The 17,056-nt window shown below is 62.5% G+C and carries 19 protein-coding genes; 10 read left to right on the plus strand and 9 right to left on the minus strand.

From position 1 onward, the window contains the following. Positions 1-20 precede the first annotated feature (20 nt). From U5A65_RS05690 to U5A65_RS05705, 4 genes are read right to left on the minus strand one after another with little or no spacing between them, the layout of a single operon-like run. A complete protein-coding gene (locus tag U5A65_RS05690) occupies positions 21-443 on the minus strand; it encodes a PaaI family thioesterase (protein WP_321935957.1) in 423 nt (140 codons plus the stop codon). After that, positions 440-1,456 (minus strand): quinone oxidoreductase family protein, encoded by a 1,017-nt coding sequence (locus tag U5A65_RS05695; RefSeq protein WP_321945717.1) that lies wholly within the window; start codon positions 1,454-1,456, stop codon positions 440-442. The genes U5A65_RS05690 and U5A65_RS05695 overlap by 4 nt, the downstream gene beginning before the upstream one ends. A 46-nt stretch (positions 1,457-1,502) precedes the next feature. After that, a complete protein-coding gene (locus U5A65_RS05700) occupies positions 1,503-2,606 on the minus strand; it encodes a M14 family metallopeptidase (protein ID WP_321945718.1) in 1,104 nt (367 codons plus the stop codon). Then, positions 2,603-3,460, minus strand: coding sequence for a VOC family protein (locus tag U5A65_RS05705; RefSeq protein WP_321945719.1), 858 nt, complete (start codon positions 3,458-3,460; stop codon positions 2,603-2,605). The genes U5A65_RS05700 and U5A65_RS05705 overlap by 4 nt, the downstream gene beginning before the upstream one ends. A gap of 491 nt (positions 3,461-3,951) precedes the next feature. Between U5A65_RS05705 and U5A65_RS05710 the strand changes: the two genes are divergently transcribed. The 9 genes from U5A65_RS05710 (at position 3,952) to U5A65_RS05750 (ending at position 9,339) form a co-directional block, all read left to right on the plus strand. Further along, positions 3,952-5,142 carry a porin gene (locus U5A65_RS05710; RefSeq protein WP_321911141.1) on the plus strand — a complete coding sequence of 397 codons (1,191 nt, stop codon included), beginning with the start codon at positions 3,952-3,954 and terminating at the stop codon, positions 5,140-5,142. A gap of 70 nt (positions 5,143-5,212) precedes the next feature. Next, positions 5,213-5,353 carry a hypothetical protein gene (locus U5A65_RS05715; protein WP_321935949.1) on the plus strand — a complete coding sequence of 47 codons (141 nt, stop codon included), beginning with the start codon at positions 5,213-5,215 and terminating at the stop codon, positions 5,351-5,353. A 208-nt stretch (positions 5,354-5,561) separates the two neighbouring features. Beyond that, positions 5,562-5,780, plus strand: coding sequence for a hypothetical protein (locus U5A65_RS05720; RefSeq protein ID WP_321945720.1), 219 nt, complete (start codon positions 5,562-5,564; stop codon positions 5,778-5,780). Positions 5,781-6,224: 444 nt separating this feature from the next. Next, a complete protein-coding gene (locus U5A65_RS05725; RefSeq protein WP_321911138.1) occupies positions 6,225-6,509 on the plus strand; it encodes a hypothetical protein in 285 nt (94 codons plus the stop codon). A gap of 480 nt (positions 6,510-6,989) precedes the next feature. Further along, the gene (locus tag U5A65_RS05730; protein WP_321945721.1) at positions 6,990-7,223 is read left to right on the plus strand and encodes a phasin family protein; all 234 of its coding nucleotides are present in this window, start codon (positions 6,990-6,992) and stop codon (positions 7,221-7,223) included. A gap of 88 nt (positions 7,224-7,311) precedes the next feature. After that, positions 7,312-7,509, plus strand: coding sequence for a hypothetical protein (locus U5A65_RS05735; protein ID WP_321911134.1), 198 nt, complete (start codon positions 7,312-7,314; stop codon positions 7,507-7,509). A gap of 231 nt (positions 7,510-7,740) precedes the next feature. Beyond that, positions 7,741-8,511: a J domain-containing protein gene (locus U5A65_RS05740; RefSeq protein ID WP_321945893.1), complete on the plus strand. Its 771-nt coding sequence runs from the start codon at positions 7,741-7,743 to the stop codon at positions 8,509-8,511. A gap of 137 nt (positions 8,512-8,648) precedes the next feature. After that, positions 8,649-8,924, plus strand: coding sequence for a hypothetical protein (locus U5A65_RS05745; protein ID WP_321911131.1), 276 nt, complete (start codon positions 8,649-8,651; stop codon positions 8,922-8,924). A gap of 118 nt (positions 8,925-9,042) precedes the next feature. Then, positions 9,043-9,339 carry an H-NS histone family protein gene (locus U5A65_RS05750; protein ID WP_321945722.1) on the plus strand — a complete coding sequence of 99 codons (297 nt, stop codon included), beginning with the start codon at positions 9,043-9,045 and terminating at the stop codon, positions 9,337-9,339. Between the two features lie 35 nt (positions 9,340-9,374). Here U5A65_RS05750 and U5A65_RS05755 read toward each other — a convergent pair whose 3' ends face one another. Beyond that, positions 9,375-10,136, minus strand: coding sequence for a YoaK family protein (locus U5A65_RS05755; RefSeq protein WP_321911129.1), 762 nt, complete (start codon positions 10,134-10,136; stop codon positions 9,375-9,377). Between the two features lie 438 nt (positions 10,137-10,574). Continuing rightward, positions 10,575-10,826 carry a hypothetical protein gene (locus tag U5A65_RS05760; protein WP_321935941.1) on the minus strand — a complete coding sequence of 84 codons (252 nt, stop codon included), beginning with the start codon at positions 10,824-10,826 and terminating at the stop codon, positions 10,575-10,577. Between the two features lie 663 nt (positions 10,827-11,489). Here U5A65_RS05760 and U5A65_RS05765 point away from each other — a divergent pair. Next, positions 11,490-11,717 carry a hypothetical protein gene (locus U5A65_RS05765; RefSeq protein WP_321945723.1) on the plus strand — a complete coding sequence of 76 codons (228 nt, stop codon included), beginning with the start codon at positions 11,490-11,492 and terminating at the stop codon, positions 11,715-11,717. Positions 11,718-12,426: 709 nt separating this feature from the next. On the opposite strand, the gene U5A65_RS05770 is transcribed toward U5A65_RS05765, so the two are convergent. The 3 genes from U5A65_RS05770 to U5A65_RS05780 form a co-directional block, all read right to left on the minus strand. After that, the gene (locus U5A65_RS05770; protein ID WP_321945724.1) at positions 12,427-14,343 is read right to left on the minus strand and encodes an SMP-30/gluconolactonase/LRE family protein; all 1,917 of its coding nucleotides are present in this window, start codon (positions 14,341-14,343) and stop codon (positions 12,427-12,429) included. Positions 14,344-14,735: 392 nt separating this feature from the next. Continuing rightward, positions 14,736-16,421 carry a class I poly(R)-hydroxyalkanoic acid synthase gene (locus U5A65_RS05775; RefSeq protein ID WP_321945725.1) on the minus strand — a complete coding sequence of 562 codons (1,686 nt, stop codon included), beginning with the start codon at positions 16,419-16,421 and terminating at the stop codon, positions 14,736-14,738. Next, positions 16,418-16,906 (minus strand): MaoC family dehydratase, encoded by a 489-nt coding sequence (locus U5A65_RS05780; RefSeq protein WP_321945726.1) that lies wholly within the window; start codon positions 16,904-16,906, stop codon positions 16,418-16,420. The genes U5A65_RS05775 and U5A65_RS05780 overlap by 4 nt, the downstream gene beginning before the upstream one ends. Positions 16,907-17,056 lie beyond the last annotated feature (150 nt).

A 17,056-nucleotide genomic window follows, 5' to 3' on the forward strand; every position in this document is an offset into this window, starting at 1 on the left:
GATCGCGAGCCGTCGTGGTCTCACGCGGTGGCGTAGCTGGCGCGGCCGATGGCGAGCAGCACACCTTTGTCGTTGTAGAGTTCGACGTCGGCCACACTCACGCTGCGGCCGAGGCGTCGTACGGTGGCGACGGCCTCGATGCCGGTCTCGATGGCGGGCCGCAAATAGTCGACGCGGAAGTTGATGGTGGGCAGACCGCGCCCGACCAACATGCCGACCGCGAAGTCGCCGACGGTATCGATGATCGCCGCGAGCGGGCCGCCATGCCATTGACCCGTGCCCGCGCCCCGCTCGAAACCGGGCTGAAACGGTATGTGTACGCGCAGCGCCTGCGCTTCGTGGTCGGCCCCGGTCACGCGCATGCGCAGCGAGGCGATGTAGGGTGAACGGTCGAACGCCTGCTGGATCTGCTCGATCGTGAGGATGTCGCGCGCTTCGCTCATGACGCCACCAGCACCTTGCCGACCACCTCGCGATTTTCGAGCGTCGCCAGTGCCTGCGCGCCTTCTTCCAGCGGCCACTTCCGGTCGATCAGCACGCGCAACTGGCGACGCTGAACGAGATCGAGCAGTTCGTGAAGGTCTTCGCGCTCCCAGCCGTTCGAGCCGCGAATCTGCAATTCGAAAGTCCAGATGTAACGGATATCTTCAGGCGGGGCATAGCCCGCGGTCGCCCCGCAGGTGAGCAGGCGCCCGCCAAGACGCAGGCAGCGCAGCGAACGCGTCCAGGTGTCGCCGCCGGTGAAGTTCACGACCACGTCCACGCCGCCGCGTTGCGCGGCGTTGCGTCGCCGCGCGGGCTTGCCGAACTTCGCGTGTACCGCCCGCATGAAGTCTTCTTCGGTGTACAGAATGACGTGATCCGCGCCGAGATCGCGCAGGCGCTGTGCCTTTTCCGGCGAACCCGCGCAAGCGATCACTTCCGCGCCCGCGAGCTTCGCGAGCTGCACCGCGCACACGCCTACGCCGCCGCTCGCGCCGAGAATGAGCACGCGCTCGCCGGCCTCGATCTGGCCGATGCGGCGCATCATGCGCAGTGCGGTGCCGTAGGCGACCGGCAATGCGGCCGCTTCGTCGAAGCTCACATCGTCGGGCAAGCGGATCAGCTGATGCGCCGGCACGCGGCACAGTTCGGCCAGGCCACCGTGCGTGGTTTCGCCGACGAGGCCGCCGTCGACGCGATCGATGGGGTCGACGAGCACGCGATCGCCTGGCCGCCAGTCGCGCACGCCTTCGCCGACCGCGACGATTTCGCCCGCCACGTCGAGCCCGATAATGACGGGAAAGGGCAGATTGATGCCGGGCATGCCGCGCCGTGTGAACACGTCGTGGTAGTTCAACGAAGCGGCTTTCACGCGGAGCACGACATCACCGGGACCGGCCGCCGGATCGGGGAACGCAGTTTCGAGCCGCAGCTTGTCGAGGCCGCCGTGCTCGCGCAAAACAATAGCTTTCATGATGGAGACGAAAACGTGGATAACTTCGAAGTACGATGAATATTGGTTACCAGCGAGCGAGCCCGTCTAGCGTTTGCGCCGTGATTGCGAGGCCATGCCGGATCACGCTGTCGCGCCAGAGCGAAGAAACGGGTACGAACGCATCGAGCAGATCGGCGCGCAGTTGTGCGTCGCGCTCGGGTTCGGGTGCTTGCGGGGCGCGAAAACGCAGCCACTGGTCGAGCCGCGACGCGAGGCTCACATTCGGCCCGCGTGTGCCGAACTCGACCACGGCGCCGGCCATCGGCCGTCCCGCGAGAAACCGCTCGACGCCGCGGAACACAAGCCCGCGATAGTCGGGCCGCGCGAGACCGTGCGGGCGCTGACCCAGCACGCGCCCGGCGCCCCACCATTGCGCGGCGCGCTGCTGAAGCTCGCTGCCTTCCGCGTTGAAGCAGAGAAAAAACGGCTCGCCGTATTCGCCGATGCCGGTATGCCAGTCGATGAACGCCACGCGCTGTGCGTGCGCCAGATGGTCCTCGACCACACGCTGCAGCGTGTGGTTCGACCATTCGCGTTCGCGGCCGCCGTAGATCAGACCGTCAGCGTGTGTGTACTGACCGCTCGCGAGCGTATTGAAGAGGGCGTCGGCGCCGTGTGTGTCGCGAAAGCGGTCGGTTGCCGCTTTCGCGACCGCGAGCGTGTCGTGGTCCCAGCGCGGCGGAATCAGCCACTCGTGCAGCGCTGCGTAATGCGGATTGTGCGGATGCGGCTCGTCGTGATCGACGAAATTGCGATTCAGGTCGACGTTGTTTTCGGTGGTGCGCGAAGCGTGCGCGAAGCCGTAAGGGTTGAGGCCGTGTACGAGCGTGACGGCGACATCGGGCGGCAGGCTGGCTGCCGCGTTCTCAAGCCACGCAATCTGCACAGCCGAGCCCGCGGCGCCTTCAAGACCGTGCGTACCGCTGATAGCGAGAAGCTGCTTTGGCGCATGCTGCGCTCCGAGACGCGCGACGTCGATGCTGAGCGCGATGCCGCCCGGTCCGCTTGCATGCGGATGCCGGTAGCTCGCGAGTTGCGCGCCAGCGCGTTGGGCGCTGGCGACGAACCGTTCGCGCGCCGAAGCATAGTCGGGAGCGAAGTAATGCCAAAAGGCGGCTGCCTCGCTCATGCCGCGCCGCCTTCGACGAAGCGCAGCGCAACGCCCGCGGCGTGCGCGGCGGCAACGCGCACGGAGCCGTCCGCGATCGTGGCAAAAGCGACGTCATTGCGCTCGAACAATTGGCGCAGGGCATCGAGCGAGCGAACGCGAAGATCGAGCGCCACATAACGTTCACTGCCGTCTTGCGTGGCCGCGACCGCGCCGTAGCGACGTTCTGCCTCGGCGGGCGTGACGAACTCGACTGTCGCTCGCCCGGCCGGCAGGCGATAGTGATCGTTGCCGGCACGCTCGACGATGCCGGGCCCGAACAGCCGCTCATAAAGATCCGCGACCTGCTCAGGTGCAGGCGCAGCGACGACGAAACCGACGATATCCGTCACGCCGTTCGGATGGCGCCGGTCCTCGTCGCGCCACACGAGTTGCGGCGTGAAGTGATGGCAGAAGAACGTGCGGCCGTTGCGCACCAGCTCGGCGCCCAGACGCACGGTGCGAAAGCGTGCGTCCTGTGCGCCGTCCGGCAGTTGAACGGGTCTGAAAAATTCGGCGGGCGGCTCGACGGCAATGCCGCGCGCAGTGATCGCTTCATGCAGCGCGAGCGAATCGTCCGTCTTGAACACGAGCCCGGACAGGCCGGGGGGCGCGTTGACAATGTCGGGACGGTCCACGCTCTTGCCGTGCTCGAAGCCGAGGAGTTCCAGATAGTTCTCGCCGAAGATCGCGAGGTGGTTGCTCGACCCAAGCGAATGATGACCGCGCGCGGTCAGCGCGAAGCCGAGCTTGCGATACGTGTGCGAGGCGTCGTCGAGCTGGTCCTTGACGTTGACGACGACGTGATCGAGAACGGGGGCGGGGATGCGGCTCATCGTGGTGAGGGTCTCCTGTGGGCAGCGGCGGAACGCACGCCACGTAGCCCACTGCGATTGCGTCAGATGGAAGGTCGCTGAAGAGTGTAGTGACGGCTCGGTCCGCAACAAACCAACCTATCGTGATTTGCTCAGCGCGATTCGTTCGAATGTGGGCAGCTCAGTTGTGTGCGGCGTGCCGTGGGTTGTGTCATACGTTTTGTTCCGCCAGCGTTGATCAAATATAGAGGAATCCAAATCAACATCGCAGTAGATGAATGACCCGCTTCACGGATCATCGCTTTGCGCTGAGGTGCCCACGATCCGCTTGCCCGTCGTAAAGCTTAGACAAATAACTTGTTTTGAAAAGGAATGTGGAGTGCCTAGACTCGGTGCCCGCGGATTCGGCAAGGCAGCACTTTGCTGATCGCCGCCGCATCTTCATGCCGGTCCGCTGCACTTACACACGCACGTTGTCGACTAGTCCACAATCACCGAAGAACTCATCGCAGATGAAATTCAACAAGTTCAGCGCAGCGGCTCTCTCGCTCGGCCTCGTTGCCGGCGCCGCGCACGCGCAAAGCAGCGTCACGCTTTACGGCATTGTCGATGCCGGCTTCCTGTACAACAACAATGTGAAGGGCGGGGCGCTGTACGGCCTGTCGTCCGGCACGTCGTCGCGCTGGGGCCTGCTCGGCGCCGAGGATCTCGGCGGCGGCCTCAAGACAATTTTCGATATCGAAAACGGCTTCACGGTGGGTACCGGCGCACTGGGGCAGGGCGGCCTGCTGTTCGGACGCAAGGCATTCGTGGGCCTGAGCAGCGTGACGTGGGGTACTGTCACCGCCGGGCGGCAGTACTCGGCCAGCAACGACGCAACAAGCTCGTTTGCCTCGGGTGCGGACTGGGCCGCTTCGGGACTCGGTTACGGCACGCGCGCTGCCGACGTCGACAACGTCGATACGTCCAACCGCATCCAGAACGCCGTGAAGTACACGAGCCCGAACGTCGGCGGCTTCACGCTCGGCGTGCTCTACAGTTTCGGCAATGTTGCCGGCAACTTCGGCCAGAACTCCGTCAAGGACGTGGCGCTCGCGTATGCCAACGGGCCCGTCAAACTAGGCGCGAGCTACATGTTCACGAAGGACCCGTACTACGCGACCTTCGGCAATCAGGGGAACTCCTCGACCTCCGCCACCGGAACCAACAACAACATGCCAAGCCGCATTTTTGGCGGCTATGCGTCGGCCGGTTCCCAGCAGATCGTGACTGCGGGCGGCTCGTACGTGCTCGGGACGGTAACGGTGGCGGTGCTGTATTCGAACACGCAGTTCCAGAATCTCGGCGAGGTCAACGCCGGCGGAAGCTACGGCACGCAATACCATGGTGGTACGGCCACGTTCAATTCGGGAGAACTGAACGTCAAGTACGCAGTCAATCCCAGCCTGACGCTTGCCGCAGCCTATATCTATACCCACAACAGCGGCGCCGGCAACTACGACAGTGCCCATTACAACCAGGTGAACCTGGGCGCGACCTACGCGATCACGAAGCGCACGTCGCTCTATGCGGATGGCTTCTATCAAGCTGCTGCGGGGACGGATTCGACCGGCAAGGCCGCCGTGGCGAACTTCAGCGGCTCGACGTACTCGAGCACGAGCCACGCGGTTGCGGCCATTTTCGGGATGACGCATCGCTTCTAGGCGACAGGCGCTCTCAAGCCGGCCCCGTTATTTGCTTATATCGATCCGTCGGTTCACGCGCGTGAACCGCATGGATACGATCATGGGGTCTTCTCCGGGACACCCTGAAGTGGAGTTACCCGCCGCGCACAACGTGGCGGTTTTTTATATTGGATTGATCATCGCAACGGTTTATGTGCGCGACGCTGTGTTCGAGCAACGCGAATCCTGAATCCAGGGCGCCGGAAAATAACGATTTGCGCAAACCATATGTGCTTTGCGTTGAATCGAAGCACGCTGGCGCGAAGCACAGCGTGATGACGAAGTGAGGCTCACGCTGATTTGCTATCGTCAAAGCATTCTTTGGCTCCGCGCGATTCGCGCACTGCTATGAAAGGCCGCGGGCGCTCCTGTCCGCCAGTGTGCTCACAGAACCCTTCATGCGATACAAGGGATACAACGTCGAACCGTCCGCGCATGCGTTGCCAAGCGGACGCTATGCGGCGAACCTGACCATCGAGAACAGCTCGCCCGCGCTTGAATCGTCGTTTTGTTTCGAAGCGCTCGATTACTTTTTCGAGGCCGATCACGCCGTCGCGTACGCCTCACGCCGGGCTCGACTATGGATTGATCAGCGCGGCAAGCCGGCTGCGAGATGAGAGAGCGGATCGGCCACAGCTGCGATTTTCCGCGCGAGCGTCGTGAATCGGTGCTGCACTGTGAGATCGCGATCGAACAGCGCGCGCGGTGTGCCTTGTCTTGCCCATTTCGCCGCGTCGGCGTTGCTGCCTTGATCGAGCATTTGCTGATGCGGAAAAGCACAGCAGATTGCTGGGCGCGAGACCCTAACTGGACCGCGGTCGCGCCTCCTTGGCGTTGCATCCGCTTCTGCATTTTTCTTGGGTTCCCCGGCGTCGACTTGTCCGGTAGCCGATCGCCGTGGGTCTTGTGGCCGGAGCTCGTCAGACCAATCGAGCGGCCAAGTAAACCCCTCAAAAATGTCAGTGGCGGTCACTCACTGGGCGATTTCCGATCTTTCCTTGCACTGACGCAAAATACTGTATAAATTAACAGTATGTGTTTACGTCCAGTAGGAGCGTCGCATGAAATCGCCAATCCGCATTGTGAACGACGAAGACCGTCAGGCGTTTGAATGGCTGCTCGCAAATGTAGGTGCGGATCGCGTTGCGGCGGCGGCCCAACGGCTTGCTGGCGGAGGGAAGCGGCCGTTCGTTTCCGCGCTGTGCCGCTACCTGGGTGCGTGGCCTCCTTCTGCACGTCGTACCCGCAAGATCGAGCCCGTCCATACGGCCGTCGGCGACCTGCATCTGGCGCGCATACGCGAGCTGCTTGCGCAACGCAATGCGGTGAAAGTTGGCGCACATTGATCTGCCAACTCACCTTGGTTTGATTTGCATCAGAGCACAGCATTGGCCAAACGCTTACGTTGACTTCTCATCGCGGCGCTGTCTTGTTTGACGTCTTGCGTCATCCCCGCTGCAAAACCTGTGGTTCGCCCTTTCTTGTCTGACTGGCTTAAATCCAATCTGACAAGTCAATTTTCCGCATGCCTGTTCGAAACTCGCCTCCGTCATAGTTCGGGGTCAACGAGTTTGCGTAATGAATTGGGGAAACTCCTGACTCAATCCCTGGTCATCTCGCGGATTTAACAAAGTTAGAATGAAGGCTCTAGATCGACGCCGGCATTCGTCTCTGAACGGGCAACGTCTCTTGCGTTGCGAAGCCATACATCAAGCGCGGTCGATACAGACATAACGATTGATGGAATACACGGGGGATAAATTAGTATGTCTAATCAACAATTCGCAACCGGGGAAAGCGGACCATGGGCCGCAAATATCACTACGATGAGCGCTCATCTGTTCGACGGTTTTTGTGAACTGGCACGCCTGAATCTCGCGACTTGCAGGTCGATATTCGCTGGGTCCCGAGAGCATTTCGAAGGCATCATGTCGGCGCAGACGCCGGAGCAACTGGTCCGCAACCAGGTCGATATGTTGCCGTGGGTCGCTTCGCAGACGGCTGGCTACACGCGCGCATATATGGAAATCGCGGCGGAAACGGCGGCAAAGCTGAGATAGCGCGCATCGCGTTCGAGCGACGAGTGCGCTCACTGGCGCGATCCAATGCGAAGCAGAAAAAAGCGGGATCATGCGGGAGGGAAATAACATGTTGAGCCCCCACGAACTTGCCACGTTGATGCTGATAAAGAATGCGCCCGGACGTATCGAGCCGGACCGCGAGGAACTCTGGGCGCTTCGCGACCTTCATCTGGTTATTGTCGATACGCCCGATTCGGGTTTCCCAACGCCCCGAGTGACGCCTCAAGGCGATGCGCTTCTGAGAGCGGTTGCCCGAGTGCGCTGATTGGCGGTCGAGACCGCATAGCCTGTCACATGAACCGGCTATATTCAGAGTGCGTTGCTCACAAATGGGTTGCGATCCGCATGGATCTGAGGAGGCTGACGTGGACCAGTCCTGGCTGGGGATGGCTGCCGGCACGATCGTGCTTGTGATAGCCGCAGTTAGTGTCACCGCTCACTACCGCCGCGAACGGCGCCGGGCCGATTTGCTGCGCAATCTCGATCACCACGATTGGTGTCGCTGGACACGCGTTCGACGCTGAGCCGCCTCGTGCTGCGATGGCGCTGCGGGCAGAGGTCTTCAATCGATGCCCATTTGCTTAGGATAATTGATCGATTGCCTACGCTCGACCGGTGTGTCCGCGGACGACATGCTACGATCGACGGCATCTCACTTCAATTTGTGCGAGCCATGGCGACGTTGTATGACTTGCTGGGCGTAAGCGACGACGCGAGCGACGCGGACATCAAGCGGGCCTACCGCAGGGCCGCGATGAAAGCGCATCCCGACCGTAATATGGGACGCGAAGCCTCTGCCCATGCGCAGTTCCAGGAGATCACGGAGGCTTACGCGATTCTTTCCGATCCGGTGCAGCGCAGCGTCTATGACGCGGTCTATGCCGAGGAGATGGGGCGCCTTGCCCGTGAGCAGGAGGAACAGGCGCGTTTGCAGGAGGCGGCGCGCCAGGAGGCGTACGCGCGTTACGTGGCCGTGGCCATGCGCTTTGCCGAGCAGGGCTACAACCGCGACGTCGTGTTTGGCGCACTGCTCGCAGGCGATTGCGAAACCCAGTTGGCCGGGCGTATTGCCGACGGTGCGCTCGCGCTGCACCTTTCGCGTCAGGCGGACAACGCCACGCCGCGCGAAGCCGGGGAACCGGACGAGGCAATGCAGCCATCTGCAACGCATCGTGCAGGCGACGAAGCGTCGCAAAATGCCGACGATCGCCGTCACGCAAACCTCTTTAGTGCGATCTGGCACGGTATGTTCGGGTTGCATCCCTGATCCTGCACCCGTGCCAAATTCAGGCGCATGTGCAGGAGCAGGGGTACGATAGTGAGTGAAACATTACTCAGCGTGGTCACCCTATGACTTCGAACTCACATGCCTCCCACGATGTCGACACAGAGGCGTTGGCTACCTTGTCAGAGTATCTGGAGCTTGCACTCGACAAGGGGGGAAGCCTGATTCTCGTTCGCACGCCTGGCGGCAAAAGCGAGGTGTATCTGGGTGACCCCGCTCTGTTGCAGGAGGAGTGGGCGCACCTTGGCGCAATTCCAGAGCCGGTGGCCCGGGCGATACTGGAGGGCACGCGCTCCGGGCTCAACGAACTGACTATCCAGGCGCAAAGCTATCGTTTTGTACGGTTGTTCGCTCAGGTCGCCGACGTGGGGGCAGTCGTCTTCGTCGCAGCCTGACCGATCTGCCGCGCCCGCCTGGTTTCGCCGCCGCAAAGATCGTGCGATCACGTTGAGAGGGGGCGCGCGCGAAAGCCACTATGATTAGCGAATGGTGTCCACGTGCAGGAGACGATTCGTGGCAACGTACAAGGAACTCAAAGCGCAACTCGCGGAACTCGAGGCTCAAGCGGCGATTGCCCGTCAGCAAGAGTTCGAGTCGGTTCTCGCCGATATCCGCGCAAAGGTGGCCGAATTCGGTTACACGGAGCAGGACATCTTTGGTAGTCGCCGTGGCAGGCCGGGGCTTTTGCATCACGCGGCGGCCCCGAAGTATCGCGATCCCGCAAGCGGCGCGACCTGGTCCGGCAGGGGCCGCGCACCGAACTGGATCAAGGACGCGAAGAATCGCGACAAGTTTCTGATAAGCGAATAAGTTGCCTGATATCGGCAGTCAGACCGACGTCGTCCTCAAAAAAGGTCGCGCAGCGGCAGGCGACGCAAATCGTCGGTGACCGGAACGCTGGCAAGGACCACCAGCAGCATCGACAAAGGCACGCCCGCGGCAAATCCGAAATGGCGGAACGCCAGTGCGCCTAGCGTTCCGCCAAGCAAAAACATGCCGAGCAGGGAACCGAGTACGCGTACGCGCTGCATATCGGCTGCCACGTGCTCCGATCCTGAAGCCGGTACGCCCCAATTCCAGTACAGCGCCTTCCCCAATTCAATGCCCAGATCGGTCACGATGCCAGTCACATGCGTTGTGCGGATTTCTGCGTGCGAGATTTTCGTGATCATGGCGTTTTGCACGCCCATGACGTAACAGAGCACGGCAACCGTCAGCGGCACGAAGAGAACACGATGAATCTCGAGATTCGCGCCGAGCGCGGCGAAGCACAGGAGCAGGGCGGCTTCGAGCATGAGCGGCAGTGCGTAGACACTGCGCGCGCAACGGCGGCGTCCCCAGTTGATCAGAATGGCGGAAGTCGCGGCGCCACTCACAAAGGCAAGGACGGAACTGATTGCGGACAACGCGATGGCGCTATTGCCGAGCGCGGCGCTGTCGGCAAGAGACGAGACGATGCCCGACATGTGCGACGTGTATTGCCCAACGGCAAGGAACCCGCCGGCATTGATCGCGCCGGCGACCCAGGCCAGTGCGCGGCCGAGCCGCAGGTTGGCCTGCTCGGTGCGTTCGACGGAGGTGAAGCTGCGCAGATAGTGAATGGGCACGACGGCGTTCCGGGGCGACGAGCGTCGAAACGCACAGTCTACGATGCGTACGGATTGCATGGCCCCGCGCGATGCGGCGTTGGGGTGCGGTTGTTTGCCGCAGGGCCCGCCACGTTGTCGTGAATTCGTGTAGCTCGATTGCACGTGTCTTTGCCACGCACGAGCCGGGTTTTTGCGGTGCGCGTCGGTGGGAGATCGTTCAGGCTCGCGTGCGAGGCATCGTTTGGACGATCAATCGGTAAAGATTGTTGAGATTCTCACCGGTTGTCGCGAACAGATTGCGATTCGCGCTGAACGGCGCGTCGGTCTTCACGCGGTTCGACACCGACGTCTGTGCATTCGGCACGGTAACGCTGCGCCGTGCCGATACCAAAGCGATGCGGTCATGGCGAGCGCTCTCGACAGGCGCACGACCTCGCGCCGAACCTGGGCCGCACGTCACTGCGCTGGCTCGTCGGGAGCCTCCTGTGCTCCCTTGCCGCTGCGCGTTGGGGTGAGTATCGGCGGCTCGTAGCCGCCCGTATCCACCGCGAAACCCGTTTTGGCCACGCCGGTCATACCGGCCGGCGGGCCGTAGTTGTTCGAAGCCCGTGCGGGACCGGCGCCGCTGCCCGTGCCGGTTATGGCTGGCGGACCGTAATCGGTCGCCGCCGCAGCGGCAGTGGGCCTCGGTACCGCAACAGGGGCCAAGACAGCCGGCGGCGGGGCGTTGTGTGCAATCGGCGTAGTGGCTGCCCCGGCGGTCGTGCTTCGGACCGAAGGGGTCACGTTCGTTGGCGCGGCGTAGTCGCTCCTGGGTGGCGCGGGCACCGCCGCCGCGCTCTTGGGGGCGTCCGAATCGGGGACGTGCGACGGTGGGTCGTACGCGTTCATAACCGGCGCGGGTGGGCGAGGTGGCACTATTTCGACTACGGCCGAAGGTGTACTCACGCCAAATGAGCTGCGGCCCAGATGTCCGCCAGGCCCGCTTGCACTCGCGCCGCCCGCGGAGCTACCCGCCCCCGAGTTGCCTGCGCCGGAGCTGCTTCCGCCGGAACCGCTTGCGCCAGCGCTGCTTCCACCAGAACTGCCACCACCAGAACTACCCGCGCCGGAACTGCCTGCGCCGGAGCTACCCGCGCCGGAGCCGCCCGCACCCGAACTGCCTGCGCCTGAGCTGCCCGCGCCGGAGCCGCCCGCACCCGAGCTACCTGCGCCGGAGCTGCCTGAACCCGAGCCGCCCGCACCTGATCCGGAGCCCGATCCAGAGCTTGAGCCCGATCCGGAGCCTGAGCCGGAGCCGGAGCCAGCGCCCGACCCAGAGCCCGACCCAGAGCCCGACCCAGAGCCCGACCCAGAGCCCGACCCAGAGCCGTGGCCACCGCCTGCGCCGTTCCCGCCACCATTACCACCGCCGTTCCCGCCGCCGTTCCCGCCACCATTACCACCGCCGTTCCCACCGCCGTTCCCACCGCCGTTCCCGCCGCCGTTCCCACCGCCGTTCCCACCGCCGTTCCCGCCACCATTACCACCGCCGTTCCCACCGCCATTACCACCGCCATTACCACCGGCCGCAGCATAGGCCGCGCCCGACAGGGCTAAAACGAGCACCCAGACCACGGCCTGCTTGATTGATCGGTTCATCGTCCCCCCCAATTTCGCGCAAGCCGACTCAAAAACCGCGTCTGGCTCGCGCAAAGCCGCTCCGCGCGTCGCTCCACAGGCGCGCAAGCGATATACCTCGACTCGCTCCCCTGGTGCGTCGTCGGCATTGTTCAGAGCAACTATCGTCGTTGCGGCCCCGCCGGTTACTAGCGGAGCGCAATAACGTATCGCTGCAAAGCGCGATGACTTGAAACGCAAGTCATCCACTACTTGATTCGCATTACGAAGCAATACGATTCATATGATCCACTCGCGCGGTCAACGCGGAGCCGCCTTATATGGATTGTCGGGGCTAACCGTTGCGATGGGGTGCGTTGGCGAAGAAATGCTAGCGAATGGCGGGGAAGGGACGCCCACGGCAGGGGACGGTAGCGCGCGAACAAAGCGCTTTCAACGCGCGAACCAGACGCCCCACATGCCTGCGCGGGGTCAGGCCCGGCAGCGTGCCCTAATGCGGAGTCACTGCGCGTGCATCTTCGCTGCCGCGAAACCGGTTTTCCGACTCGAACATGTGCCGCTTCAGCGCACGTACATTGTTGGCGACCCGCATCGCCTTAACCATCGCACCGAGCGCGAAGCGTCCGACAATGGGTCGTTGGATCGCGTCGCGCTCGTCGAACAGCTTGCGCGATTAAAGGCCATGCGGTTACGGGTGCCAGCGATAAACCACGATGCTCGATCCGTTGTAATTGTCTTTCGTGATCACGTATTCGCCGCTCGAGCGCAGGTACGCGCGTATGCCATACATCGAATCCACGTCGTTGCCGACATCGATTGCGGCTGGATTCGAGTTCGTCAGCGTCGTGACGAGACTGCCGGTGTCGAGGTCGAACACGTCGATATTCGGCACCGTATGCACGTAGCCGACGAACAGATAGTGTCCGGCCGCCGCGATCGATTTCGGATTCGGACTCGTGAGATCGATCACCGGACCCGGCGCGCTCGTGTTGCCCGCTTTCCAGCCGTGATAGACCTCGATGTGACCGTTCATCGCCGTCCAGTCCCAGCTTCCCGCAATGCCTTGCGCGAGGATCATCGTGTCGCTGTCCGCTTGATAAACAATGCGCGTGAGCGGCCGCACGGTGCGCGGAATCTGGATCGTACTGGCTGGGCCCCATGACGGTTTGCCGTTCGCGTCGAAGCCCGCTAGCGGGTAGTGGAATATCTGGTTGGTGCGGTCGAGACCGGCCCAGACGTCGCCATTGCCGTCGATCGCGAAGCCGCCCGTCACCTTCGTATTCGTATTGAACGCCTTGCCCGGAATCGAGCCGTCGGGAATGGCGATATACCCGCTAGACGGCTGGAAATGAAAGAAGTTGAACGTGTCGGGATTCTGACCGGAGGCGACGAGAATGCGGTTGCCGCCCACCACGACGAGTTGGCCGAAAAACTGGCCGCGCTGATAGTCGCTCATGTTCAGTCGCGGATCGGTCGGCCAGGTGAACGGATCGATCGTGTTCGCGACGAACGTGCCGCCTGACGTACCGGTGTAGATGGTGTTGCCGCTGTAGAAGTTCGCGCCGTCCGTTGCCGGGTCGGGCGCCGCGATGGCTTCGAAATTGAGCGCCTGCAATGTCCACTGCAGCGTGCCCGTTGAGTTGTACGAATGAATGTCGGTGCTGCCGTTGCGCCCGAGATCCCAGTCGCCACCCCACGCGTTATTGAGCACGTAGAGATTGCCGGCTGCGTCCTTGCCGATCCCGACGACGCGCATGAAGCGCTTGTCGCCGACTTGCCCCTTGATGCCCGTGGTGGTGTCGAGATAGCCGCCCTGCACGCCGAAGGTGCCGACCAGCGCCGGCACACCGGTCAGGGTGTAACACTTGATGTTCATGTCGGGCCCTTGGTCGCCAACCAGCAGCTGATTCGTCGGTGCGTCGAAATCGAGCGCCGATGGACGGGCGCTCGCGGCCATCTGGATCGTGTTCAGCAGTGCGCCGCTTGGGCTGAACTGCGCGAGCACGCCAGCGTTTTCGCGCGCCACCCAAACGTTGCCGGCACCGTCGATGGCAAGTGCGCCGGGTTGCTGCACGCCGATGTCGCGCTGCCAGACGCCGTCGGTCGTGTACACGCGTACGCGGTTGCCGTAGTAGTCGCTGGCGTAGAGCAGTGTGCCCGCTGTTGCGAGACCCGTGATTACGTCTGCATTCTGGATTCCGGTCCAGGTGCTGACTGCAATGCGCAGGTCGCGCGCATTCGCGTTCCGGTTGTAGCGGCCCACGGAGCCGCTGCCGAATGCGCGGCTGTAACCGAGCGCGACGAAGATCGACGTCGCGTTGCCGGTAATGGCACTGCCCTGAAATTCGTCGTGCGCCCCGACGGTGCCACGCGCGGCGCCGTTTTGATAGAGCGCTACGCCGCCCGCATTTTCGTCCCAGCGCGATGACGTGTAGATGACCCCCTCGGGCGCAACCCACATCGAGCGTGCGCCGTTACCAACGTGGGCGGCGAGCGTGCCAAACGTGTTGGCGAGCCAGTCGGTCGTGTATTGCGCGTGACTGGCGGGCGCAATGGCGGCGACGAAGACACCGATGAGTGCTGCACGAATCCGGCTTTTGGACATACGCCGTATTTCCCATAGACATCGCACCAGGATGGCGCGAATCGCGGCGCATAAAGTGACCGCACTGGAAGCACCGTTGCATCCAGGAGGTCATGCTTGTGCGCCCGTGCCTATGAAGTGTAGTCAGGAAATTGCGCTCGGCGTGTCAACCCGTTCATGGGTTTGGGTCAATGGTGCGCAGCGGATTGGCCAACGGTATGCGCGTTGAGTTGACGATGGTAAATACGTGTCGTCGCGACGAAGCCGCCATTCCGGAAAGCCCGGTAGCGGGGCACGGCGAAAGGCCGCCCCCTCTAACACGAGTTGCGTGGTTTGGAACATCGCCATGTGTTTGGCGAGCGTGAGTTAGTCAGGGCCGCGTAGCACGTGCGATGACTGCTCGCACGCGTCGCTCAACTCGAGCGCGTCTTGACGTAACGCCCGGGCGCGGGCTCGGTCGGCTGGAATTTCGCACTTCCAAGCTTTGTGCGCGCCTTGACTCGCCCACCCGCGTGCGGTTGCAGCCAGGCGATCCAGTGGTTCCACCATGTGCCTGAAGCCTGCTGCGCAGAGGCGAACCAACCATCGGCGTCACTTGCCGGATTGCTGTTCACATCGCCGCCTGCCCAGTAGCACCGTTTGTTCTTTGTCGCCGGATTAATGACGCCAGCGATATGTCCGCTTGCCCCGAGCACGAACTGGGTCTCCCCGCCAAGAAGCTGGGTGCTGCGCCACGCCGATTTCCACGGAACGATGTGATCCTCCTGGGTCGCCAGCACATAGGCCGGCATGTCGATGCGGCCGAGGTCGACCGGAACGCCGCACATGGTGAGCTTACCGGGCACGCGCAGGTTGTTTTCAAGGTACATGTTGCGCAAATACCAGGTGTACATCGGGCCGGGCAGGTTGGTGCTATCCGCGTTCCAGTACAGCAGGTCGAAAGCCGCCGGGCTTTTCCCCTTCAAATAGTTGTTGATCACGTTAGGCCAGATCAGATCGTTGGCGCGCAGCATCTGGAACACGAAGCCGAGTTCCCGCCCCGGGTAGATGCCGCCGCTTCCGATCGCCCGCTCACGCTGCAACACGGTTTGCTCGTCGATGAATACACCGAGGTCGCCCGGATCGGTGAAGTCGAGCATGGTCGTCAGCAGCGTCAGGCTCGCAACCTTTTCTTCTTCGCGCGCGCGTATCACCGCAAGCGCCGAAGAGAGGATCGTACCGCCCACGCACCAGCCTACCGTGTTGACCTTGTCCGCACCGGTAATGGCAAGGGCGATATCGATCGCCTCCATCACGCCCGATTCCAGGTAGTCGTCCCACGTCGTATGCGCGGTTTGCGCGTCGGGGTTGCGCCACGACACCATGAATACCGTTTGTCCCTGCTCGACTGCGAAGCGAACAAACGAGTTTTCAGGCTGCAGGTCGAGAATATAGAACTTGTTGATGCAAGGCGGCACGATGAGCAACGGACGTTTGGCTACGTGCGTGCCAAGCGGCGCGTACTGGATCAACTGAAACAGGGCGTTCTCGAAGACAACCGCCCCTTTGGACACAGCAACGTTTTGACCCACCTCGAAGGCGGCCTCGTCGGTAATCGTAATGGTGCCGCGGGCGAGGTCTCCAATCAGATTGGTCATGCCCGTACGAAGGCTTTCGCCGTTCGACTCGATGGCCATGCGGATCGCCTCCGGGTTCGTGGCGGCGTAGTTCGTGGGGCTCGCAGCATCGATGATCTGGCGCATGAAAAAGCGCAGTCTGTGCTTTTCGCGTTCGTTATAGCCTGTCGCGCCGATCATGTCTTCGAGCAGGCCGCCATTGGCGAGGTAGCTCTGCCGCAGCAGGCTGTACCAGGTGTTGCTGGTCCACTCGTCCGCCCGAAACCGCTGGTCGCGGCATGCCTCGCTGCCTGCAGGCTGCAGGTTCAGCATGTTCGTCCATAGCGTCCACTGCTGCCCCCAGTAGCGAGAACCGGCTTCCTGCAACACGGCTGGCGCAACGGCTGCGCTCGCGGGAATACCGGCCAGCGCGTTCAGGAAGTCTTTCGCCGAGCGGGAAAATCCGTGCGCGACCTCGTCGGGCATATTGAAGAGATTGCTCATGCCCGTTCCAATGCAGTATTCGCCAAGTCGTTTGCCGAACGCTCTTCGGGAGCGCGATCCGCGCGTGAAGTGGGCATGACGAGCGCGTCGCCGTCGATCACGACCTTGCCCTGCACGGTGCAGACGGTGTCCAGCACGACGCGCCGCTTGCCGGGAATGAGTTCGCGCACCGTCACGGTGGCTTGCACCGTGTCGCCCGGCCTCACGGGCGCCTTGAAGCGCAGATTCTGCCCGAGGTAGATCGTGCCGGGGCCAGGCAAGCGGCCGGCGATTGCGGCGGAAATAATGCTTGCACTGAGCATGCCGTGCGCAATGCGCCCCTTGAAGGGCGTCTTGCGCGAAAACTCTTCATCGATGTGCACGGCGTTGTTGTCTCCCGACGCGCCGGCAAACAGCACGATATCCGCATCGGTGATGGTCTTGGCGAAACTCGCACTCATGCCCGGTGCCAGATCTTCGAAGTCGTATCCTGCAATATCATTCATACGTTATCCTAAAGATATGATTGTCGCTTGATCTGTTGGGGCATGCGGCGAAGGCGGTTCACCTCACCTCGCGTAGCGCGGCGGAGGATGCTGTCGCGGCCCGACGATCATGTCGCGATTGTTCACACGAAATGTCGTCAGTACAGGGTT

The sequence above is a fragment of the Paraburkholderia sp. J10-1 genome, assembly GCF_905220165.1.
GTDB lineage: Bacteria > Pseudomonadota > Gammaproteobacteria > Burkholderiales > Burkholderiaceae > Paraburkholderia.